The organism is Halostagnicola alkaliphila (assembly GCF_055379965.1).
Map to the genome: position 1 here is coordinate 72,499 of NZ_AP043824.1, position 23,874 is coordinate 96,372.

General features: G+C 58.1%; 18 protein-coding genes and 1 pseudogene. 10 read left to right on the forward strand and 9 right to left on the reverse strand.

Going from position 1 to position 23,874, the window contains the following annotated elements; translation table 11 throughout:
- Positions 1-385 precede the first annotated feature (385 nt).
- Positions 386-1,543: a thiamine pyrophosphate-dependent dehydrogenase E1 component subunit alpha gene (locus ACZ5C7_RS00320; RefSeq protein WP_464374406.1), complete on the forward strand. Its 1,158-nt coding sequence runs from the start codon at positions 386-388 to the stop codon at positions 1,541-1,543.
- Positions 1,544-1,556: 13 nt separating this feature from the next.
- Positions 1,557-2,525: an alpha-ketoacid dehydrogenase subunit beta gene (locus ACZ5C7_RS00325; protein WP_464374407.1), complete on the forward strand. Its 969-nt coding sequence runs from the start codon at positions 1,557-1,559 to the stop codon at positions 2,523-2,525.
- A 63-nt stretch (positions 2,526-2,588) separates the two neighbouring features.
- Here the strand turns inward: ACZ5C7_RS00325 and lpdA are convergent, their stop codons facing one another.
- The 3 genes from lpdA to ACZ5C7_RS00340 form a co-directional block, all read right to left on the reverse strand.
- A complete protein-coding gene (gene lpdA / locus ACZ5C7_RS00330; RefSeq protein WP_464374408.1) occupies positions 2,589-4,013 on the reverse strand; it encodes a dihydrolipoyl dehydrogenase in 1,425 nt (474 codons plus the stop codon).
- The gene (locus tag ACZ5C7_RS00335; protein ID WP_464374409.1) at positions 4,013-5,569 is read right to left on the reverse strand and encodes a dihydrolipoamide acetyltransferase family protein; all 1,557 of its coding nucleotides are present in this window, start codon (positions 5,567-5,569) and stop codon (positions 4,013-4,015) included. The genes lpdA and ACZ5C7_RS00335 overlap by 1 nt, the downstream gene beginning before the upstream one ends.
- Before the next feature lie 843 nt (positions 5,570-6,412).
- Entirely contained in the window at positions 6,413-7,171 is a 759-nt protein-coding gene (locus ACZ5C7_RS00340; RefSeq protein ID WP_464374410.1) for an IclR family transcriptional regulator, read from the reverse strand.
- Between the two features lie 171 nt (positions 7,172-7,342).
- Here ACZ5C7_RS00340 and ACZ5C7_RS00345 point away from each other — a divergent pair, with 171 nt between their 5' ends.
- The gene (locus ACZ5C7_RS00345; protein WP_464374411.1) at positions 7,343-7,852 is read left to right on the forward strand and encodes an LUD domain-containing protein; all 510 of its coding nucleotides are present in this window, start codon (positions 7,343-7,345) and stop codon (positions 7,850-7,852) included.
- Between the two features lies 1 nt (position 7,853).
- Positions 7,854-10,106 carry an LUD domain-containing protein gene (locus ACZ5C7_RS00350; RefSeq protein WP_464374412.1) on the forward strand — a complete coding sequence of 751 codons (2,253 nt, stop codon included), beginning with the start codon at positions 7,854-7,856 and terminating at the stop codon, positions 10,104-10,106.
- A gap of 97 nt (positions 10,107-10,203) precedes the next feature.
- Here the strand turns inward: ACZ5C7_RS00350 and ACZ5C7_RS00355 are convergent, their stop codons facing one another.
- Complete coding sequence (locus ACZ5C7_RS00355) at positions 10,204-11,613, reverse strand: GntP family permease (RefSeq protein ID WP_464374413.1); 1,410 nt, start codon at positions 11,611-11,613, stop codon at positions 10,204-10,206.
- 376 nt (positions 11,614-11,989) lie between these two features.
- Here ACZ5C7_RS00355 and ACZ5C7_RS00360 point away from each other — a divergent pair, with 376 nt between their 5' ends.
- Together ACZ5C7_RS00360 and ACZ5C7_RS00365 are read left to right on the forward strand one after the other, a co-directional pair.
- Positions 11,990-13,372, forward strand: coding sequence for an FAD-binding oxidoreductase (locus tag ACZ5C7_RS00360; RefSeq protein WP_464374414.1), 1,383 nt, complete (start codon positions 11,990-11,992; stop codon positions 13,370-13,372).
- Between the two features lie 411 nt (positions 13,373-13,783).
- Positions 13,784-14,008 (forward strand): hypothetical protein, encoded by a 225-nt coding sequence (locus ACZ5C7_RS00365; RefSeq protein ID WP_464374415.1) that lies wholly within the window; start codon positions 13,784-13,786, stop codon positions 14,006-14,008.
- A gap of 47 nt (positions 14,009-14,055) precedes the next feature.
- Here ACZ5C7_RS00365 and ACZ5C7_RS00370 read toward each other — a convergent pair whose 3' ends face one another.
- The gene (locus ACZ5C7_RS00370) at positions 14,056-15,363 is read right to left on the reverse strand and encodes a class-III pyridoxal-phosphate-dependent aminotransferase (RefSeq protein WP_464374416.1); all 1,308 of its coding nucleotides are present in this window, start codon (positions 15,361-15,363) and stop codon (positions 14,056-14,058) included.
- Between the two features lie 1,042 nt (positions 15,364-16,405).
- Positions 16,406-18,487, reverse strand: coding sequence for a cation:proton antiporter domain-containing protein (locus ACZ5C7_RS00375; RefSeq protein WP_464374417.1), 2,082 nt, complete (start codon positions 18,485-18,487; stop codon positions 16,406-16,408).
- A 352-nt stretch (positions 18,488-18,839) separates the two neighbouring features.
- On the opposite strand from ACZ5C7_RS00375, the gene ACZ5C7_RS00380 reads away from it, so the two are divergent.
- The 3 genes and pseudogenes from ACZ5C7_RS00380 to ACZ5C7_RS00390 all read left to right on the forward strand — a co-directional run.
- Entirely contained in the window at positions 18,840-19,085 is a 246-nt protein-coding gene (locus ACZ5C7_RS00380) for a PRC-barrel domain-containing protein (RefSeq protein WP_464374418.1), read from the forward strand.
- A 174-nt stretch (positions 19,086-19,259) separates the two neighbouring features.
- Positions 19,260-19,688, forward strand: a complete 429-nt coding sequence (locus tag ACZ5C7_RS00385; protein ID WP_464374419.1) for a TRAM domain-containing protein — start codon at positions 19,260-19,262, stop codon at positions 19,686-19,688.
- Positions 19,689-19,942: 254 nt separating this feature from the next.
- Positions 19,943-20,234 (forward strand): annotated as a pseudogene (locus ACZ5C7_RS00390) (helix-turn-helix domain-containing protein); the annotation flags it as partial.
- 125 nt (positions 20,235-20,359) lie between these two features.
- Here ACZ5C7_RS00390 and ACZ5C7_RS00395 read toward each other — a convergent pair.
- Positions 20,360-20,641, reverse strand: coding sequence for a DUF7967 family protein (locus ACZ5C7_RS00395; protein ID WP_464374420.1), 282 nt, complete (start codon positions 20,639-20,641; stop codon positions 20,360-20,362).
- 425 nt (positions 20,642-21,066) lie between these two features.
- Here ACZ5C7_RS00395 and ACZ5C7_RS00400 point away from each other — a divergent pair, with 425 nt between their 5' ends.
- Entirely contained in the window at positions 21,067-21,315 is a 249-nt protein-coding gene (locus ACZ5C7_RS00400; protein WP_464374421.1) for an ATP-binding protein, read from the forward strand.
- A 356-nt stretch (positions 21,316-21,671) separates the two neighbouring features.
- Here ACZ5C7_RS00400 and ACZ5C7_RS00405 read toward each other — a convergent pair whose 3' ends face one another.
- The gene (locus ACZ5C7_RS00405; protein WP_464374422.1) at positions 21,672-22,238 is read right to left on the reverse strand and encodes a winged helix-turn-helix domain-containing protein; all 567 of its coding nucleotides are present in this window, start codon (positions 22,236-22,238) and stop codon (positions 21,672-21,674) included.
- A 2-nt stretch (positions 22,239-22,240) separates the two neighbouring features.
- Positions 22,241-23,818, reverse strand: coding sequence for a signal peptidase I (locus tag ACZ5C7_RS00410; RefSeq protein WP_464374423.1), 1,578 nt, complete (start codon positions 23,816-23,818; stop codon positions 22,241-22,243).
- Positions 23,819-23,874 lie beyond the last annotated feature (56 nt).

A 23,874-nucleotide genomic window follows, 5' to 3' on the forward strand; every position in this document is an offset into this window, starting at 1 on the left:
ATGTCTCGCTTGACGAAATCGTGGGCCAGTTACAGGACAGCTATCGTCTTGACGAACGAAATATTCAGATCTGCCACTACTCGATTCGAGCAGGTCAGTCTCAAACGATTCGCACGTGAACGATTCACGCGTAGCGGTCCCCGCGTGGGCCGACGTTCCCCGCGTTATGGCTTATTTTCCACGTGGGACCGATTCTAGTGGTCGCGGACCGTTCCTCCACTCGGTCGAGATAGGTTTCGCATCACTCTCGAGCCCACGCAGTCACGGACTTGGGGTCTCCGAAGACGGCCGTTGGCGGCTGCCATCGAAGTCGCCCCATTTCGCGACGGGACAAAGCTGTGGTTACAAAGATTTATATTGTAGATGACGACATCTACACTGTGAGATGAACGACAGTCAACGACCAGTTTCAACCGAGTCGGGCGACGTTGGTATCGATCCGCTCTCGCAAACAGAGTTGGATATGGATACCTATCAGGTCGTTCGTCCCGACGGATCCTACGACGCCGACAGGGTTCCCGACGTAGACGACGAAGCGTTCCTCGACCTGTATCGGTGGATGCTACTCCAGCGCGTTTTCGACACTCGAGCGACGAAACTCCAGCGCCGCGGGCTGCTCGGGACGTACCCGTCGGGCCGGGGTCAAGAGGCGAGCATCATCGGCGGCGGATTCGCCCTCTCACCCGACGACTGGATCTTTCCGTACGGCCGGGAGACCGGCGCACTGTTGATGCACGGACTCTCGATGCGGGACCTGTTGCTTTACTGGCGCGGTATCGAGGACGCCTCGCGCATGGAAGACGCGAACATTTTCGGCCTCGCAATTTCCATCGGTTCGCACATTCCGGTCGTCACCGGCAAAGCCTGGGGAATGCAACTCGAGGGCGAAGACAACATTGCGTTCGCAAACCTCGGGGACGGCGCAACGTCGACCGGCGCGTTCCACGAAGGGATCAACTTCGCCGGCGTACTCGACGTGCCCGCCGTCTTCTTCTGTCAGAACAACCAGTACGCGATTTCGCGATCGTTCGACGGGCAGACGAACTCCGAAACGGTCGCCCAGAAGGCGTTGGCCTACGGAATGGACGGCATTCGCGTCGACGGAAACGACGTGCTCGCCGTCTACAACGCTGTCTCGAAAGCACGAGAACGAGCACTCGAGGGGAATCCTGTGCTCGTCGAAGCCGTTACGTACCGGCGCGGCGCCCACACGACGAGCGACGATCCGACGCGGTACCGATCGGAAGCGGAAGTCGAGCGGTGGGCGGAGCAGGATCCGCTCGAGCGCTATCAGTCGTTCCTCGAGGAGACCGGCCGTTGGGACGCGATCGACGAAGAGGCAATCGAGCAGGAAGTCGAAGCCGAGTTCTCCGACGCGGTCGACGCCGCCGACGCGTTCGAAAATCGGGGTATCGATGCCATTTTCGACTACCTCTACGAAAGGAAACCCCCGGAACTCGAGCGCCAACTCGAGGAGTTTCGGGAGCTGCTCGAGGAACGACCGGATATGTACGACCACATCGAACACCGACCGAAGGGATAAGAGAGGAGACACTATGAACGCGACAATTATCGAAGCCGTCAACGACGCATTGCACGAGGAGATGACCACCGACGACAAGACGGTCGTCTTCGGACAGGACGTCGCCGAATCCGGCGGCGTCTTTCGAGCCACCGAGGGCCTCCTCGAGGAGTTCGGCGAAGAACGCGTCCTCGACACCCCGCTCTCGGAGATCGCCATCGCCGGTGCGGCCGTCGGACTCGCAACACACGGCTACAAACCGATCGCAGAGATCCAGTTTTCGGGCTTCCTCCCGCCGGCGTTCGACCAGCTCGTCACCAACGCCAGCCGCATCCGCTGGCGGACGCGCGGCGAACTCACCGCACCGATGGTCATTCGAACGCCCTACGGTGCCGGCGTCCGGGCGCTCGAGCACCACGGTGAGAGCCTCGAGGGAGCCTACGGGCACATTCCAGGCCTGAAGTTAGCGATTCCCTCGACGCCACACGACGCGAAGGGGATGCTCATCAGCGCCATCCGCGATCCCGATCCGGTGTTGTTCATGGAGCCCAAACACGTCTATCGCTCCATCCGCGACGAGGTTCCTGAAGGCTCCTACACCGAACCGCTCGGCGAGGCGGCCGTCCGCGAAGAAGGCGAGGACGTTACCGTCATCTCCTGGGGCGCGATGATGCACAACACCCTCGAGGCCGTCGACAACCTCGAGGGAGTCGACGCCGAAGTGATCGACCTACGGACCATCTCGCCGTTCGACAAGGAGACCGTCATCGAGTCGGTCGAAAAGACGGGCCGTTGTGTCGTCGTCCACGAGGCGGCCAAAACCGGCGGCTTCGGCGGCGAAGTCATCGCCACGATCAACGACGAAGCGCTCATCTACCTCGAGGCCCCCGTCGAGCGAGTCACCGGCTTCGACGTTCCCGTTCCGCTCCTCTCGATGGAAGACTATTACATCCCGCATCCGCCGAAAATCGAAGAAGCGATCAAAGAAACGCTCGCCCACTGATTTTTTCCTCCCGATTCAGCGTGTGATGTCGGTTCGGCCAACCGATATCGAATCAACGGATTCCTATCGATTCAGCGTGTGAATCGCCTTCCCCTGTGCGTGTTCGGCCGCCTCCATCACCGCCTCTGAAAGCGTCGGATGGGAGTGAACCGTTCCGGCGATATCCTCGAGTTTCGCGCCCATCTCGATCGCGAGGCCGAGTTCGGCGACGAGTTCGGAGGCTTCCGGCGCGACGATCTGGCTCCCGAGCACGAACTCGGTTTCCTCGTCGGCGACGATCCGGACGAAGCCGTCGGATTCGTCCATCGAAAGCGCCCGCCCGCTCGCACGGAGCGGCATCGTTCCGACGACAGGGTCGAACCCTGCGTCGTCGGCCTCGGCTTCGGTCATCCCGACCGTCCCGATTTCGGGATCCGTGAACACGGCAGCCGGGATCGCCTGGTGGTCGAGCGCCGACGGTTCGCCCGCCGCAACCGCGGCCGCCACCAATCCTTCGGCGCTGGCTTTGTGCGCCAACATCGGTTCCCCCGCCACGTCACCCACCGCGAGGACGTGCTCGAGGTCCGTTCGAGTAAACTCGTCCGTTTCAAGGAAACCGCGATCGTCGGTCTCGAGGCCGAGTTCGTCCACCTCGAGTGCTTCGGTCACGGGCTCGCGACCGACCGCGACCAGAACCCGATCAGCGTCGAAGACCGACTGCTCGCCGTCTTCGTCCTCGGCGACAACTTCGATTCCCTCGTCGGTCTCGCGCCACTCGCTCGCGCCGAGGCCGAACTCGAAATCGATGCCGAGCGCTTCGGCTCGCTCCTTGACGACTCGTGCGATATCGTCCTCGTAGGTCGGGAGCGCGTCGTCTAACATTTCGACGACCGTTACGTCAGCGCCGGCTTTCGCGAACACCGTCGAGAGCTCCATCCCGATGTAGCCCGCGCCCACCACCACGAGTTCGTCCGGGATCTCCTCAGCCTCAAGCGCTTCGCGCGAGGACCAGACGGGGTCGTCGGCGAAGTCGAAGCCGGGAATCGACATCGCTCGGCTACCGGTGGCGATGATGGCGTGTTCGAACTGGATCGATTCACTTCCCTGGCCCTCGCCGCCGTGGGCGACCCGAACGGCGTCTTCGTCGATGAACGTCGCCGTTCCCTCGATCAGCGAGACGCCGTTTGCCTTACAGAGCTTTTCGACGCCGCCGGTCAGTTGATCCACGACGTCGTCCTTCCACTCGACGAGCGCTCGCATGTCGATCGACGGGTCGGCGTGAACGCCCATCTCTTCGGCGGTCGCCGCCTCGTGTGCGACGTCCGTCGCGGTTATCATCGCTTTCGAGGGGATACAGCCGTAGTTCAGGCAGGTTCCGCCATAGGCGTCTCGCTCGACGAGCGTCGCGTCGAGGCCGTGTTGGGCGGCCCGAATCGCGGCCACGTAGCCGCCGGGTCCGCCGCCGATTACCAGTACATCCGTCGCCGTCCGCACATCTCCCATCACCATTATTCGAGTAGTAGCAGTTCAGGATTGTTCAGGTATCGCTTGACCTCGTTCGTAAACTGTGCCGCCTCCGCGCCGTCGACGATCCGGTGGTCGACCGACATCGAAATCGGCATCGTCTCGCGAACCACCAGCTCGCCGTCCTCCGCCCACGGGCGCTCTTTCATCGCCCCGAGCGCGAGGATGCCCGCCTCGGGATGGTTGATGATCGGCGACGCGTACTCGCCGCCGATCGCACCCACGTTCGTGATCGTAAACGTCCCACCCTGCATCTCCTCGAGTCCGATCGACCGATCTCGGGCCCGCGCGGCCTTATCATTAATCTCTCTGGCGAGCTCGAGCAGGCTTTTCTGATCCGCATCGTCGATAACCGGCACCATGAGCCCGGCATCGCTCGCTACCGCGATGCCGATGTTGTACTCGTCGTGGAGGATGATTTCTTCGTTCTCCTCGTCGAGTTCGGCGTTGATCGCCGGAACCTCTTTCAGCGCTGCAACGACGGCTTTGACCGCGAACGGCATGTACGTGAGTTTCGTCTCGCGCGATTCGGCCTCCGACTTGAGACGGCTCCGCGCGGCGACAAGTTCCGAGACGTCGACCTCGTCGTGGTGACTCACGTGTGGTGCGGTGTACTTCGAGGTCGCCATCTGCTCGCCGATGGTTTTTCTCACCCCGCTGTAGGGGATCCGGTCGCCCGGACGCTCGTCGTCGGTGTCCTCTCGAGAAGGCGTCTCGGAAGCGGACGACGGTGTCGCCGCTGGCCCGTCACCGCGCGAGAACGCTCGAACGTCCTCGGGGATGACGAACGGTTCGCCGTCCCGTCGTTCGCTCGCCGGGACGTCGTCCAGGGAAACGTCTTCTTCACGGGCGAGCTGACGAGTCGCCGGCATCGCCAGCGTTCGCTCTCGGCCGGCGGCCTCGAGGGAAGCGGACGCGGACTGCCCGTTAGCCTGTTCGCTTTCGTCGCGCTCGATGCCCGCAACGGTAGAAGCGTCCGCCCCCTGCTCCGCCGCGGCCGAGGACGAATCCGATCCGTCGGAAGCGTTTCCGGCATCTCGGCGAGCCGCTTCGCGCACGTCGCGTTCCGTAATTCGATCCCCGGATTTGGCGCTTCCGACGGCCTCGAGGGAAACGCCGAGTTCGCGCGCAACGTTCCGGACGCTCGGCGGGGCGAACACCCGACCGTCGGGCACGCTGGCTCCGTCTCCAACCCCGGATTCGACCGATTCCGCTGGTTCGGGTGGATCCACCGTTTCTTCGGTCTCTGTGCCCGATGCGTCGGTCGTGTCCTCCGCGTCGGCGTCCTCGACGGACTCGTCGTCCACGTCGAAAACCACGAGGACGTCGCCGACCGGAACCGTTTCGCCTTCCTCGGCGCGTCGTTCGACGATAACGCCGTCGTACGCCGATGGAATTTCCACCAGCGCTTTGTCAGTTTCGACCTCCGCAATCGGTTGGTCCTCCTCGACGTGCTCGTCGGTCTCGACGAGCCACGTAACAAGCTCCCCTTCAGCCACGCCTTCGCCGACATCAGGGAGTTCAAACTCCGTTCTCACCATACAGGAAAGTATCTCTCGTGTACAGAACTATACGCTCTTCGGTAAGACGCTGAGAGGACGCGTTCGGATTTCGTCACCGCATATCCGAACGCGAGCGCGAGCGAATCCGGCGGACGTCGTACTGACACCGTAACCGCCCGGATGAGCCTCAGCCGATCGGAGACAACGGTCTCGAGCGACCCCTCACAACTTCTGTCGAAACCGCTACTTCGAAGGCCCCCACTAACCAACTCCTGGGAACCGGCTAGTAGACAGAGGAGAACGAGCAGTTACTACGGTGCCAAAACCGAACAATCCGTTATTGGGTTGTCCGATTTGATATGAGGCATTCTCGCTTCCACTACAGGCCGAATGAAGCGTGTGAGCGAAGCGTTGCGAGGATATATTACGACCATATACTTGTAATGGATAAAGTCAATAAGTGGAGCTCAAAACCACAGTAAACGCTATCGGAGCGTCTCCGTTCGGCAGTGGTAACTATGCGTTTCGGAAAAGAAAACACACGGAGTTTCGAACCCTCTGAAGTATCTATCTCCACGAGACTCCCCGATTGACCCCAAAAAGAGGGACAAGAGGGAGGATTACAGCTGACACGTTGTCGAATCGAGTCGATCTCTCGCACTGGTCCCGTTCCGGGAACCGGTATCGTTTCTTGACAGAAAGTTCTCTCCAAAGAGACCAAAACGTGAGGTTGAACACCTGTGGTGAATAGATATTTTGTTTGAGAGAAGGTGAATTTGATAATACAGAACGCATATTCTACAACATTTTGTTACCAAAAGCGAGCCGAGTGGTGGGGCAATAGAGAGATTACTTCCCAGGGACCCCCGAAAGCCGTTTCGACTACGAAAAAACGAACCGGAGCTCGATGACGTTCGCTATCTCTTCGACCGCCTCGCTCAATTCCGTCCGCCGTTCTTCGTTTGTGAACCGATTAACAGGACCGGAAACGCTTATCGCGCCGATGACATCGTCGTCGACGATCACGGGGGCCGAGATACAGTATAGTCCGTGAATCGTCTCCTGACGGTCGAACGCCAATCCTCGTTCCGCTATTTGCTCGAGTTCGTCGAACAGTTCGTCGCGGGACGTTATCGTGTGTTCCGTGAGTTCCGGAAGGCCGTGCTGATCGATGATCGCTTCGACTTCGGCGTCCGGCATGTGGGCGAGGATCGCCTTTCCCGTACCGGTTGCGTGCATGTAATTTCGCTCGCCGCTAGACATGAAGACGTCGGCCGAGTTTCTGGGATTGGTCGCGTAGAGACAAATCCCCTCCCCATCCATTTCGACGACGAGGTTCGTCGGTTCGCCGGTTTTTTTAGCCAATTCGTCGACATGTTGTTTCGCCATCTGGTAGAGCTCGAACCGCTCCTGAACGGACGAGCCGAGGGTAAGGAACTTACAACTGAGCCGGTACATATCCCCCTCTTTGGTCACGTACCCGTTTTCTGCGAGCGTATTCAGATGCGTGTATACGGTACTCTTCGAGACCGGCATCTCTTCGGCGATTTCCGACACGCCGGCAGGTTCGGCATCACTGACGATCTCGATGATCTCGAGGGACCGTTCGACCGCGTGGATTTTCTTCGGTTGTTCGTCCATCATCGGTTGAACGTTCTTCTGGGTATTACATCTTTTCCTCTCTGGAAAACAAAGATTGGACACACGTATATGTTTCCGTACAAGTAGTTCGAGAACGCATTCGGCGATTTACCACGTCCGCTGATTCCGACCGTCGAAACGCTTAATTAGATTCGTTGAGATTCCAGTTATATGACTACGACACCGATAGACGCGTTCGAACAGTCGCTGGCAGACCTCCCAGTGAGGACCAGACGTACCGCTACCGACGAGTTCGACCAAACGCTCGAAGCGTGCCTCGATCAGCCCGCAATCGGTGTGTCGCTTCCGTTCGAGGACATCTCGCTCGCGAATTGTTCGATAACGCTCGACCCGACCGCCGAGGAGCTACTAGCAGCGTCGACTGGCGTCACCGCCGGCGGGCCCGCCATCGCCGAGTACGGGAGCGTTGTCGTCACCTCGAAATTCGACGGCGGCGAGCACACGAGCCTCTATCCCGACAAACACGTCATCGTACTCGCAGCGAGCGATATCGTTCCCACCCTCGCGAGCGCCATTTCGGAACTCGAAGGAGCCATCGACGACGGGCTCACGAGCGCCGTTATCACGACCGGACCGAGCGCCACCGCCGACATGGGTGCCCCGGTGTACGGTGCACACGGGCCCGAGAAAGTCGACGTGATCATCCTCACCGACAAATAATATGACGGACCAACCAAATCAACTCACCCGTCGGGAGAAGACGGCGAAGATCCGACACCTCCTCGAAACGGAAGGAGAAACCGTCCACGAGACCGTTAGACCGTTCAACGAGGGTCGATATCGCCGCTACGACGAGATGGACGATCTCGAGGAGTACCGGGCCGAAGCACGCCGAATTCAGGAGGATGCGATCGATCGACTGCCAGAACTAATCGACGACGTTCGCGACGCAGTCACCGAAAACGGCGGCAGCGTCTATCTCGCCGACGACGCGGCCGACGCTCGCCGACACGTGAGTGAAATCGCCGAATCGAAGGGGGCAGAACGCGTCGTCAAGGCGAAGTCGATGACCACCGAAGAGATAGAACTCAACGACGCGCTCGAGGCGGCGGACCTCGACGTCTGGGAGACCGATCTCGCGGAATTCGTGCTTCAGATCGCCGAGGAAGAGCCGAGCCACATCGCATCACCGGCGATCCACAAGTCTCGAGAGGAGATCGCCGCCCTGTTCAACGCACACTTCGACCTCGACGAACCGCTGGAGACGCCCGAGGAACTGACGAGTTTCGCTCGAGAGTACCTCCTCGATCGCATTACGACGGCCGATATCGGCGTCTCCGGTGCGAATTTTATCGCAGCCGACACCGGAACGCTCGCGCTGATCACGAACGAAGGAAACGCGCGCAAGTGTATCGTCACGCCGGACACTCACGTCGCAGTTGCGGGCGTCGAAAAGCTGATTCCGACGGTGGCGGATCTGCCGCCGTTCCTGAATCTCATCGGACCGGCCGGGGCGGGACAGGATATCACGGCGTACGTATCGCTGTTTAGACCGCCGGTCGACTCACCCGTTGCCGACTTTTCCGAACCCGACGAGCCCGCGTTCGACGCCGGTAACTCGGACCGGTCGTTCCACTTGGTGCTGGTGGACAACGGACGAATGGCGATGCGCGAAGACGAAGAGCTACGCGAGACGTTGTACTGCATTCGATGCGGCGCGTGTGCGAACTCGTGTGCGAACTTTCAACAGGTGGGCGGTCACGCGTTCGGCGGCGAAACCTACTCGGGCGGCATCGCGACCGGCTGGGAGGCCGGCGTCCACGGCGAGGAGAGCGCCGCCGAGTTCAACGATCTCTGTACCGGATGCTCGAGATGCGTCGATGCCTGTCCGGTAAACATCGACATTCCGTGGATCAACACGGTCGTTCGCGACCGAATCAACCACGGGGCCGACGCATCGGGGTTCGATCACCTCGTCGACGGATTGACCCCGGACGACGAACCGACGGGTATCGACCGGAGCAAGCGCCTGTTCGGAAACTTCGAAACGCTCGCGAAGTGGGGGAGTCGGACCGCGCCGCTGTCGAACATGATCGCCGACGTGTCCGTGCTACGTTCGGCGCTCGATCGGGTCGCGGGTGTCGAACGTCGGCGCGAGCTGCCGCGATTCCAACGGGAGACGTTTAGAGCGTGGTTCGAAGCTCGAGACGCCGTTGAACCGTCCGATCCCGTTCGCAAGGCGGTGCTCTATCCCGACGTGTACACGAACCACGTTCAGGTCGACCGCGGGAAGGCCGCCGTTCGCGTCCTGGAAGCGCTCGGCGTCGACGTCACCGTTCCCGACGTCCCCTCGAGCGGGCGTGCACCGCTCTCCCAGGGAATGATAGACACCGCGTCGTCTCACGCACGAGGCGTTCACAGCGCGCTCGCACCCGAGATTGCAGCCCAGAAGGACGTAGTCGTCATCGAACCGAGCGATCTCGCGATGTTCCAGGGGGAATACGAGCGGCTCCTTCCGGGAGACGCCCACGAACCGCTGGCGGAGAACAGCTACGAACTGCTCGAATACGTCTACGGACTCCTCGAGAACGGCGCGGAGACGAGCGCACTCCGCGGCCCCGACGAACGGGTCGGTACCAGCGGTGACATCGGGACGGAAATCGCCTATCACAGCCACTGTCAACAGCGAACGCTCGGCCTCGAGGGCCACACCGTCGCCGTCCTCGAGCGCGCCGGCTACGACGTCGTGACGTCCGACGTGGAGTGTTGTGGGATGGCGGGAAGCTTCGGATACAAATCGGAGTACTACGACCTGAGTATGGCCGTCGGCGACGTGCTTCGGGAGCAGTTTACCGAACCGGAAACCGAAGACCGGACCGTCGTCGCCAGCGGCACCTCCTGTCTCGATCAGTTAGATTCGCTGCTCGAGCGACCGAGCCGACACCCGATTCAGGTACTCGATCCGGGACGCTAAGGTCGCTGTCTTGCGGAACGGCGAGACGGGAAAATATCGGTCGCGATATCGGTCGGTTGTCCGAAAGCGATACGAGCGAAAATGGCTTCGCGGTAACTCAAGCCATCGGGAAAATCGTCGCGATCACGAGCGTCATCGCCAAGCCGACGACCGACATGATGAACCCGACGAACGAGAACGTCCGTAGCGTTTCGTCGTGTTTCAGGCCGCCGATTTCGTTAATAATCCAGAACGGACTGCTGTTGTGCCACGCGAAGAACATCGAGCCGGTTCCGATCGTCAGCATCAGGTAAACCGGGTGGACCTCGAGTTGACCCACGAGCGGCGCCATCATCGTCGCGCTCGTTATCATCGCCACGGTGAGCGAGCCAGTAGAAACGATCAGGACGGCGGCGATAAGCCAGGCCGTAATGAGCGGTCCGACGCCGATGCCTTCCATGAACGACACGAAAAAGTCGCCGACTCCGGCAGCGCCGAGCATCGCACCGAACGCTCCGCCGGCTGCCGTTATCGCGATAATGTTCCCGCCGTCCTTGATGGCGCTCGTGAGGCCGTCGCTGAAATCTTCGTTCGTCTCCGCCTCGAACCGGTAGAACGTCCAGATCGCGGCGATCGCGGCGATCGTCAGTGCAATGTTAGCGTCCCCCAAGAATTCGGTCGCAGTGACGATCTGGGAGCCTTCGGGGAGAAACGTGGTGCTGATGGTGTTCGACGCGATGAGTACGATCGCGAGAAGGATGGGGAGCAAGGCCTCGAAGGCCCCCGGAAGTTTCTCGATCGGTTTTTGCGTCGTTTCCTTGAGATCCTCGGCTGTCGTACCCAGAGCTTCACGGAGCGGAATATTCATTCTATCGTCGATCCAGCGCCCGTACACGAGACCGCCGATAATCGACGACGGGACACCGATCAAGAGTCCCATACCGATGACGAGACCGAGATCCAATCCGAGTTCGCCGGAAACCGCGAGCGGACCGGGAGTCGGTGGGACGAGAGCGTGAGCCGCAAACGCGCCACCGATTATCGCGGCGGTGTACAGCGCCATCTTTTCGCCGGTTCGTGCTCGCATAGAGCGGGCGATCGGAGCGAGCAAGTAGAACACGGTGTCGAAGAACACCGGAATCGAGAGGAGGTAGCTACTTCCGAGCAGCGTGACCCCCTCGCGTCCTTCCCCGAACGTCGAATGGAAAGCCCGAACGATCCGATCGGCCGCCCCGCTTTCGATAAGACACTTTCCGATCAGTGCCGCCATCAGAATCGGGATACCGATCGCGGTGAGTATCTCGCCGAACGAACTGGCTACTTCGGGCCCGACCGTCGGAACGGCGATGTCGGGTGACAGAATGCCAACGACGAACGCGGCGATAATCAACGCGACGAACGCGGGCAATTCCCATCGCATGAGCAACACGACGACCATCAGAATGCCGACGGCCAGAATGACGACCGGATTCAGTACCGTTTCAACGAGTAACGGAGTCGGTTCTCCTACCGTGAATGATGATAGCATGCAACAGATACGAGCCAACTTGAATATTTAAAATTTTTTGTGTATTTGACTACACGAATTTGTTACATTCAAGGGTTACTGACGATAACGCCTCGAAATTGTAACCAGTAGACTGAATGCAATTCACACGGGGCCCGCCGTTGCCGTCCGAACGTTCGAACGAGTATACTGTCGGACAGAAGTCAATACGAAGTCGGTCGCGAATTCGCGGCCGTCTCTACCGGTGACGGCCGCAACGGAGCGACTGATCTTCACGTAGTTCTGTCTGATAGTATAATTCGAATCAGTGGTCAGCGGCGTGTTTCGGCGACGGGAGCGGATCATATCCGGCCACGTCGAATCATATAAGTAGACACATGTGGTGATATCATACCACATGGACATCGACTTTCTCGCCGACACCCCACTCGACGACGATCAGTTCTCAACCGATCTGCGCCGTCGAGAAGAACACAAGACCGACTGGGGAACCCCCGACGAAGAAGGAACGATGCCGGATGTCGTGGTGTGGCCCGAAACGACGGCAGAAGTTGCCGCGGTATTGCAACGAGCGAACCAACGGGGGATCAGCGTCACGCCGTACGCCGCCGGAACGAGCCTGGAGGGCCACGCCGTGCCGGTTACGGGCGGCATTAGTCTCAATATGACGAAGATGGACGATATCGTCGATATCAGACCAAACGACTTTCAAATCGACGTTCAGCCCGGCGTCTTCGGTTCGGCTATCAACGAGGCGGTCAAGCGAGACGGATTATTCTTCCCTCCGCTTCCCTCTTCCGGAAAAATTTCGACCATCGGCGGAATGATCGCCAACGACGCGAGCGGGATGCAGACGGTCAAGTACGGCGAGGTACACGATTGGGTCCTGCGCCTCGAGGCAGTGCTTCCCGACGGAACGGTGATCGAAACGGGAAGCAACGCATCGAAAACCTCGAGCGGATACAATCTGATGGATCTCCTCGTCGGCAGCGAAGGGACCCTCGCCGTGGTTACCGAAGCGACGCTCGAACTCGCCGGAATCCCCGAACAAATTTGGGGTGGTCGAATACGCTTCGGGAACCGGACGGAAGCCTCCGCGGCGATATCCGACATCGTTCGCTCGGGCGTGGACGTCGCGAAGGTAGAACTGATCGACGAACTCAGCGCCAAGATGGCGTGTCGGTACCTCGGCGCCGATTTTCCACACGCCCCGATGGCGTTCGTCGAGTTCCACAAGAATCACAACATCGAGGCGGAAGTCGATTTCTGTCGCGCGATCCTCGAGGAGTACGACGTCGCGGAAGTCGACATCGAAGCGTCCGGGGCCGAGATGAACGAACTGTGGGAGATTCGAGAGGAGATGGCGTCCGCGCTGAAAGAGTACGATCCGGAGTTGACGATGCTTACGTCCGGGGACGTCACGGTTCCGATCAGCAAATACGCGGACCTGATGGAGTATATTTCGATTAGAGAAGCGAAACACGATCTCGAGATCCCCTGCTTCGGTCACGCGGGCGACGGAAACATCCACTATACGGTCATGGTACGCGTCGGGGACGAGGAACACCGCTCCCTCGGAGAGCGCGTCGACGAGCGTATCGTTCGACACGCCATCGAACTCGGCGGGACGGCGACGGGCGAACACGGTGTCGGCCTCGGGAAGCAGGCGTACTTACCGATAGAATACAACGAGGGAACCGTCGACACCATGCGACGAGTGAAAGCGGCGTTCGATCCCAACGGAATCTTAAACCCCGGGAAAATCTTCTCCGCGGAGTAAGGCGAAAGCCAAAACGCGCTACTCGAGCCACAAGATGTGCGGAGCTTCGAGAAAGGTCGAATCCGGTAATCTACGGCGATGCATCGGCCGACCAATAACGGAATCGAACGTGGCGAGAAAGAGTCACTGACAGACAGTCCCCGCGGGATTGTACTCGAGCGATAGTGGACCTAGTCGATGACGGCCCGTATACGATCGGCGAATACACCCCCGCATGAACTCACCCCAGATAAACTGGAATTATCGATAGAAGCGGAGGGTGCGTGTATCGACGAGAATTACTGATCAATCGTGACTGAAATGGTTGGTTCTCACGACTGATTTCGGAGCGAAGGACCGTTGCCCGCTCTCGTACCCAAAATCGGCGTATACGGTCGCCGAATACGAGAAGGGAGGACACCCGAGGGGGACGTGGCTATTCAGAGCGTCCCGACCACCTCCGCACGCGGGCCGAAGCTTCCGGCGTCGAAATCGATCCCGCTCGAGAAGTCGACGGCGTCCGAAATCGGTCAAACTCCGTCGGATCGGGTGTATCCGCCGTCTCGAAAATCAGCCTCCGAAACCGTTCGTGGGTTCACTGAGACGCAGCTCAACTCGTTCCGCGATCGGGGAGTGATGGTTCGGGGCGGACGGTGAGAACGTCGTCCGGTCGGTATCCGGCCCGAACCGATGGGAATCGGCACCTACGAGACGTCTTCGATCGCCTCGGCAAGAATCGAGACGGCGATGTCGAGTTCACGATCGCGGACATCGAGCGGCGGCAACAAGCGAAGCGTCTTGTGACCGCACCCGAGCGTCAACAAGCCGCGTTCGACCGCGGACTCGATTACGGCTTCCCGACGATCCGTCGCGTCGAACTCGAGGGCAGCCATGAGACCGAGACCGCGAGAATCGACGACGATCTCGGGGTAGCGATCTTGCAGGTCCTCGAGCTGAGCGAGCAGTCGTTCACCCGCTTGCCGCGCATGTGCTAAGAGATCGTGCTCTTGGATGGCGGCGATCGTCAGCGTACCCTGAATCGAAGCCAGAATATCCCCGCCACCCCACGTTGAGGAGAGACGAGCTTTTTCGTCCGGGAACAACTCCGCTCTCGAGATCGTCGCCCCGACGCGGAGAGCCTTCGCACTGGTGATAACGTCCGGTTCGAGGTCGTACTGATCGGACGCCCACATCGAACCGGTTCGACCGATCCCCGACTGGATCTCGTCCGCGATGATCGGGATCTCGTGTTTCGAGCAAATTTCGTTCACGCGACGCATGAACTCGGGAGTCGGTATCCGATATCCGCCCTCACCCTGTATCGGCTCGAGGATGAGAAAGGCGACCTGATCCGAAGGAATGTGACCGACGTCGGGGTCGAGTTTCTGCTCGAGTCGCTCGAGACCCTCGAGCGAGCGCGGAACGTCGTGGATACCGCTCAGTTCGGGGAACTTCCTCCGGTGTACCGATTTCGATCGGTTGAGAGAAAGCGCGCCGAGAGTGCGTCCGTGGAACGCGCCTTCGAACGTGAGCCCGTACTTTGGGGCGGGACAGTTGTCGTAACAGATTTTGATCGCGTTCTCGACCGCTTCCCCGCCGGAGTTCGAGAGGAAAACGGTATCGAGACCGTACTGGTCGGAGATATCCGTTAACGTATCCATTAGATGAGACGGGCCTGGTAAATCGGTGTCGTCGGGCGTTCCGCCGGTACTCACGTAAAAATCCTGACCGGCTATTTTTAGCGGATCGACGAGATCGAACTTCCGAACGTCGTCCATCAGTTTCGGATTATTGTAGCCCAGGGGAGCGGCCCCGACGTGACTCGTGAAATCGAGTAACACGTTCCCGTCGGGATCGGTACAGAACGGCCCCGCGGCGTCCTCGGTGATATCCCAGACGAACTCGTAGACGTACGTACTCGTCGCGGCCGAATTGCGGTGAAAATCGACCCACTCCTGCGTTTTCGGGCCCGGAAACCGGCTGACAGTTGGTTCGGCCGTTCGACGTTGCATGGTAACACAGTATTCACTTCGAGTGATAAAGGTTGTGTGAGAACGACGGATGCACTGGATCGTAGCCCGTGGATACCGCGGGACACGATTCCCGCACGAAACGTTCCTCAGGCGGTCGGTAACCGGAATAAATGGTTCGAAGCGAACGGTGCCGACCGATTCGATCGACCCGAATTTTTTGCTAGATGGGCGTTTTACTCGAACGGAAGCAACAGCAAGTTGCACTTGTTCGGACGGTAGTGTTATACACACGTACAGTCGTAAATGCTGTAATTTTACTCCGATCATTGTGAAATGTGGATCCCTCGAGAACGCACCGAAATGGTTAGAAGTATATTCCCAATCAACTATCCGAACTCGGTTCGGCTCTCCTCGAGGTGAAACAATAACCCATGGTCACAGAAATAGGGGAGGAGCCGTGAGACCTGATCGCCTTTGGAGTACTCTTGCTACCGTAAATTACCCCGTTCGACGAGATAGGGTACCAGAAGTCTACTCGGAATAGTTCGTGTACAACGGATGTCCATTTTTACGTGAAGATGAGTGGATTCATTTGTTAATTTCCCCCAACAGAGTGCTAAATCAGTACTACCCGGATGAGCATCTCACTTCGTCGGACTTCGATAAAAGAGAGGGGTAATCTCCAGTTCGGCATTCGAAAATGGTACGGAACGTCAAGGATGAACGGGAAACGCGTTGTTCATACCGATCGTAGTATCATCCGAACATAACTCGTAGTGAACCGTCATTTTCCACACAATATTGAGATGTTACTTTTGATTGCTTTGAGCCACTTCTCGGCTCGAGTAAGCCGATAAACGCCAGCGGAAGAGATTATCCAGTGTGAACCGTCCCGAGATCAAGTCGTTCGAGAACCTTCGATTCTCGTGACTGATCGAATCGGAGTTAAGCGGGAGCAAAGCTCACGCGAGGTCACGAGACGTACGTCTCGCCAGAATTCGCGAGGTTGTCGGCGCTTTACGCCGACTGCTCGAGGGATCGGAGATCCCTCCCTGTCCGCGAAGCCATTGGCTTCGCTTGATCACGAAAATCGAAGGAATTGGCGATCGTCCATCCGTTCTTTGCTCCCAGGGTAGACGATGACGAAGTTCCCGTCCGTACACCTCGAAATTTGCTTCGGAAGCGTTTGTAGTTCGGGATGCCAGCCGATATCGGTGCGCCGGGAACTCAGACAGACGACGAGGTCATCAGCACGTGTCTCGTCTCGAAGCGTCGAGCGCAGTTCGTTCCACCCATCCACCGGACGGAAGTCGCCGAACGCGTCGGAGTCGTCGCGTTCGAATACTCGCTCGAACCGCTCGGCCTCACCGTCCACGACAAGCCCGCGAACCGGCGCCCCCGTATCCGCAGCAATGAGCCCCACCGTGTAAAGCGCCTGCTCGAATCCATCGTTGTGCTCGATACCCGGCGCCAATACGAGAACGATTCGTTGGGTTGTGTTGAGAGGGGCTGGAACGTGCCCGACGAGGGTCAACTGATTGGTCCGACTCAACACTTGGTCGATGATCCGACCGAACACCCGCTGTGTTCGCGAACGAGCGCCATCCCACCCGATAACGAGCGTGGTTATCCGGTTCTCGAGCGCGGACCGAACGATACCAGAGGCGATGTTGTGATTGACCCGCGTGTGGTCCTCGATCGGAACCTCCGCGCTCGAGGCGTACTCCGCTACTCCCTCTAGAAGGGATTCTGACTCCGCGACTTTTTCGTCCGTCGGGGTGTGTTGATCCGGCCGAACGACCGAAAGGGTGTGGATCGGCTGCCCTGAACGCTCATCGCGGATCGCAAACGCGAGATCGAGTAACGACTCCGTCTGTCTAGAAGTTTCCGTTACCGGAACGAGAAGGCGCTGTGGCGTGTCACTCGGGTCGTACTCTTGCCGATCCGTCTCACGGACGAGCGCCGCTCCCGACCGCTCGACGACCGCGGGGCTGAGCAAACTCACGACAAGTATCATCAACACGACCGCGTTGATCATGTTTTGATCGAAACCGGGGATACCCGCGTCGAAGCCGATCTGAACGATTGCGAGGGCGGCGGCCGCCTGTCCCACCGAGAGCCCGAACATTCCGAGAATCTCGTTCCGATCGTATCCGTACACTCGTCCGGTCACCCACGCCGCGGCGTATTTCGTTATGACGACCATGACGAGTAAGGACGCCGCGATGAGGAGCGTATCCACGCCCTCGAGAACGACGCGTGCGTCGACGAGCATCCCCACCGAGAGAAGGAAAAAGGGGATAAACAGCGCGTTCCCGGTGAACTCGATCCGGTTCATCAGCGGACCAGTTTCGGGGATCAACCGATTGAGTGCGAGCCCCGCGAGGAACGCGCCGATGATGTGCTCGACGCCGACGAGTTCGGCGAGGAACGCACAGCCGAACAAGACGGCCATCACGAACAGGAACTCGAAGTAGCTTTCCTCGTTGTGGATCCGAAAGAACCACCGGGCGAGACGGGGAACCGCGATCCAGACGCCCGCGAAGAACACCGATAGCCCGAGTACCAGCTGGAGCCAAAATTCGGCATCGAGAGCTCCGTCGGTGGATGCGACCACGACGGCGAGAACGAGCAATGCGAGCGTATCCGTCAGGATAGTACCGCCGATCGTCGCCGTAATTGCTTCGTTTTTTGCTATTCCCAACCGACTGACAATTGGATAGGCAAGCAACGTGTGCGAAGAAAAGATGGCTGCGAACAACGACGCCGAGAGGACGGTCAGATCGAGGACGTAAATGCCGACAACGGTTCCGATCGCCTGCGGGATAAGAAAGGATACCAGACCGAAGACGAGACTGCGATCCTTGTACCTGACGAACTGGGCGAAGTTTATCTCGAGTCCGGCGATAAACATCAGGTAGAGAAGGCCAACTTCGCCGAGCAGTTGGATAGTCTCACCGCGCTCTAAGACGTACAGTCCGTTCGGGCCGATCGCCGCACCAATCAGGATAATTCCGATGATCCCCGGCAGTCGGTAGCGTTTGAGGACGAGCGGAGCAGTCAGAAAGATTACCATCGAGAGCCCAAAAATCAAGACGGGATCGTCGAACGGTGGCGTCAGTGAGGGTCCCACTGCATTCGGCGAGACGACCGTTTTTCCCATCACCACAGAAGCAATCTCGGCGGCGTCTGAAAGTATGCGGAGACTAGTGGAACGACCGAAGTATCGGCCGACGGGACTGCGACACCAGTTTCAAAGACCATCGTTTCGGACGATCGTATGCAGTAGCTACCGACGGCGCTGACGGCGAGAAAGAGCGAGTACATAATGTGAGAGCAAGTGAACGCACTATCTAGCGACGAGCCACAACCGAATAAGAATCTCGTTCGAACAGTTACCAGTCGAAAAACAGCCGTGTCCTGCCGGTCGAGAGAGGAAAAAACAATCAGAATGATTGATATGACAGTTAAAAATTCCATTACATTTAAGATACTCTGGGAAAGAATCAAATGGTATGGACGAGATACTTGCCAGAAATCTCATAGACAAATCTATCGTTGGTATCGACGGGACCGACTTTGGAACACTCTCTACCATTACTATGGAACTCGAATCGGCCGAACTAGGCGACCTCGTCATCGACCCGAACGAGGGACTCTCGACACAATCGGTCGACTTCGAAACCGACGACAACGGTCGACTCCGAATTCCCATCAGTCAGATTTCTACGCTCAACGACCAGATCGTGATTCACCGCTAGCCAATCCAATCCGCCGCCCGCAGTGGACCACTCGTCGACTAACGAGACTCAAGGAGGTTCATCTCCCCGGACGATCGCCCGTTAGGGAGAAGATATCGCCGAGTAAAACGGAGCGAACGGCACCGGAGGACTGAAGGGGTTGTCTACACGTCTCTTTGGCAAGGAACGATATTCATGGAAATACCAGATGAGTTACTGTGTGTATTCAGCGCGGAAGTGACGGAACAAGGGGATTCGTACCGTCTCGAGGTTCCAGAGAACGAAGTCGCGGTTGGTGACATCGAAGACGGAGAAGTGTACCGGGTCGCACTGCTTGCTTCGGAGTCGGCCGACGAACCCGAATCCGAGTCGGCAACTGACCCAAGCCCGTCACGGAAATCGAATCGAGGCGGTCCCGAACCGCCAGTCGAAGAGGGTGAAAATCGTACGGTCGATATCGAAGATATCGGCGAGCAAGGGGACGGTATTGCGCGGATCGAACGAGGGTACGTTGTTATCGTCCCCGACGCAGAGAAGGGTGAACGAGTTACTATCGAAATCGCCGACGTGACAGATACCGTTGCCTTCGGAGAGGTCCTCGAGCGGAAGGATTACTACGAATAACCCGAGAGACGACGCTCGAGGCATTGTCGAAAAATCTGTCAAGAGTACTGTTAGCGACCAGTCGGGTTCACTTCTGAACAATTTTCTTTCCGAAACGCTCACCGGTTTGCCGTAATGGAGTCCTCGACAGCAACGTCCCGAAATGTGGACGAGAAACGAGGGCGGCCTCGTCGAGATTCGAGGCCAGATCAAAGGAATTGTACAATACACACAAAACCCATATACTGGTCGACGAACTCTGCGATGGGAGAAAAATGTCTATATCGATGGCAGAACAACTGCAACAAGAGATGGAGTGTGAGGGACTACTCGAGTGTATGTACGGCCTCAAGCAACTCGACAAAGCGTGCTACCGCGTTCATGGTCGAAAGCGACGAGCGGTTCACGGACGACGAGATCGACGAACAGGTCGACCGAGAACGTTCAACTGCCTATCGGTCGGTCAAGTGACTGCTCCAGAGCGGGTTCGTCCAGAAAGAACAGATCAACTACGATCAGGGTAGCTACTACCCGGCCGACCCGACCCAGATAGCAAACAACTTGCAATGAATACACCTAGTACGCGATAATGGGCCAACTCGTTTAGGAGTTCGAGGAGAAGTACGAACACGTCGACGAAAGGCCATCGACGGGAGAAAACTCATCGAAGCGAGTATACGTTCCGAACGGCGCTAGATAGCGTCGCTCGGATCGTGTACACCGGCCATTCGAGTCGCTTCCGTGCCGTACTGCTCCCGTAAATCCGGATCGTCCACGGATCCGAGATTCGTCGCCTCAACTGTCACCGCCGCTGTCGTCGTTCGCATATCCGTCGAACTCGTAAGCGCACGTTCTTTTCGGAAGTATCGGTCTCCACTTACCGTCGCGTAGATTAGTATTATAAGGTTCTGTTCGTCGTCCGAGTACGTTCGTTCGACCAACCAAACACGGACGCCATTTGTTCCGTCGTTCATGCGTACTACGACGGGCGTCCGGCACATAATATTGTCCCAGGATCACACAATAGCGTCGAAGGACGACTGCAATCACCCCTCGATAGGCAAACACATACTATATTTAAAAGAACCGTTCGAGAAGATTGTGGCGTAATGAGCGCAGCGGCTTTCCTCCTCGACCTGTGCGAGGAGCGAAACGCCATCGCCTCCTCAATACGTCCTCGAATGTCACTCGTGCTGTCGAATCCGTTACGAAAGCGTCGAGAACTGAGCGTACTCGATCGCATTCACGAGCGGACCGAACGACTCCTAGAAACCGCACGGAAATGACGGAAAGTCACACAGATACTGCCCGAAACGGCCCAACTGAAACCAGTCGACGTCGTCGAGCGGACTGCGACTACGGCGCTAGAAGCCAACCCGGATAGTCATATTCCTTCGAGGTGCCTGACCGAGCGGTCGTCACTGCGACGGAACAGGTTTCCGAAGCCGTCACAGAACTCCTCGAGAACGCGATCATCCACTCGGATCGAGCGAAGCCGGCTATCGACATCGATGTCCGTCGAACGGACGAAACGATTCAGATAGCAGTTGCCGACAACGGGCCAGGGATAGCCGAGATGGAACAACAAATCCTCGAAGAGACGAAACGAGAGAAGAACCTCGAACATGGAAGCGGGTTCGGATTGTGATTCGTTCACTGGGTTATTCGACGTGCACACGGAACGCTTTCGTTCGAAGAAAACGACCCACGGGGAAGCGTTGTTGCGATCGAACTCCCGCAGGCAGTGTCTGGCGACTAGCTGCCGGCACGAGGAGACGTTGCTCCGGTCAGAAGTCGGTAACCGAACGAATAATACAATCGGTATTAGTAATTCAATCACACTATATTTCCATCCACCATCCATTACAGATATACGGGTGTGATGTTTCTGTAAGTGACGCCCGTATTTATCTATCCGCCTACCGCGTTGGAAACGAGATGAGCTCTCCCGGCGACTGCGTTCTAGTGGTTACGTTTGCGGACGGAGTATCGAGCGTGGACCGGTCAGTCAGTAATCTCGAGCGGGCGGTCCGAAGGGCCGAAGCTAACGCGGTTCGAGCGCCGATAGTGGACGAGCGCCGAGCAGAAAAACACGAACAGAACGATTCCGGAGAGCAACTGAGCAGAAATCGGATCCGGAAGGAGCCCGATCAGCTGTACTCCGAGGATGAATCCACCAATCGTGCTCAAACCCAGATAATAGAGGCTCCAGGGAACATCGGATTCGGGGACCAGTTCGATGTACAGATCGAGGTTTCGCGCTTTCTCGGTACAATCGATCGATTTGTCGTCGAGTTCGATCAACCCGGATCGCTCGAGTTTCGAAAGATGGTGCTGTTGGAGGGACGTATACACGCGCTTGTGTTCGGTTGACGTGACCTCGGCGATCGGTTTCTCGTACTCCCACGCGGCGACCTGATCCGCGATCACCGAGAGTGAGAGTTGACCATCAGTTTGGAGACACGCGTACAGCGCGTACCGACTTCGGTGGCTCCCGAGCGCGTCGAAAAGTTCGTTTTGCTGTTCGTGTTCGGCAGTTTCTACCGTCTCGCCGTGAATCGCTTGACTCATACTTATGGATCGTCCGCACCCCACCCATCGGTCGATCCAGACAGGGTATCTCCACTCCCCGTCGAATCCGTATCGATTTGGTACGTTCGTATCGTTGATGGGTTTAACTCCCCCATCAACCTTCTGCATTCGGTTCGCGTGTACTGTTCGTCGTACGCCGTCTCGAGAAACGTTCGAAGGAGCGTCGGCGTCCATTCGGTGCCGTCGAGTCCGATTTCGTTCGGTGGCGTCCGGAGAACTCCCTCGATCCACCCGTATCGACGCAGCGTTGGTTCCTCGAAATCGTTCGGTCGGTCCAGCGATGGTGTCGTTTCTGCAGTGTGCACCTTCGAATCGGTCTCGCGGGGGCGATCCGATTGTGACGCCTCGGGCTCCCACAGGGGTGGCGGAGCGGGTCTATCGGGTCGACGATTCAAGAGCGAGAGAACCGGTAGCTTTCGACGGATTTCTTCGCGAAGCGTGAGGTTCCGCGAACGGGATCGAAGACGCAGCCGCCCGGTCCCCAGCGTACTGATTCCAATAAGCGCCAAGACGATGACGATCGGTGCGTTAATCGCGAATAGTGCGACGATCGGATGAACCGAATGCAACGTTGCGATCAACGAGGGAGGAAGGAAAACGAGATACCTGGTCTCTTCGACGAACCGATAGTGTGTTCCGGTTTCCTCCGGAGCGTCCATCGTGAAGGAGGCATCCTCCGTCGATGCTCTGGATACGTAATACTCGTTTTGATCGATATGAATTCCGTCACTCGCCGGTTCGACGATTACGAGCATCGGAATCTGTCCGCCGTTGGTTATCGGATACGAAACCTCCGCCGAAGTCCCTGCTTCGATCGTCTGTTCGTCCCCGTCCGGAGCGTTCGAACTGACTATTTCGTACTGATAAACGCCCGACGGAAGCAACATAGAAAGATTGAGTGGAACCAGTACGACCAAGATCAACACGAGGATGATAATGGCGCCCGTTCGAGCCGAACTCCCGCGTGAACGGCCAGTCGAACTCCCTCGACCGAACACCTCGGTCAGCGAACTACCGAGGAACAAGAGCGCGCTGAAAGCCAGCACGCCAACAGCAAAGCTAGTCACCCCTGGTGGCTCAAGCCCAAGGGAGGAGAATATTCGGTCTTGGGTGGTGTCCAAGACACCAGAGACCGTTTCGACGACGGATCCTAACCCGGGGATGGCGACGAGGTCCCCGCCTGCGGTGAGTCCAACCGATTGAATTTGTCCCTTCTGTACCGGCGGCTCCTCGTCTTCTTGGTCGGTGAACGGATTCGCGTCTCCTTTCGTTATATACCCTTCGGCCGTGACCGCATCCACCCGATGAGTGGTTAACTCCCCACCGTCGCCGAGTTCTTCGGCCTCGAAAAGAATCACGTCGCCCTCCTCTATTTCGCCGGCGAGCATCGCTGGAACGGCGACGTATCCGTCACCAGGCTCGAGCGTCGGCTCCATGCTCCCAGTCTCGACGAACACGAGCATCGGTTGGCCGAGGAGCTGACCGACGAGTGTAACTCCGATAAAGAGAAGGAGGAAGAAGACGAGCGCATATTTAATCCACTGTACTACCGAACTCATGTGCTTCTCAAAGTGCCCACACCGTTGCTGGGCAAATGGTGATCTTCCGAAGCGGC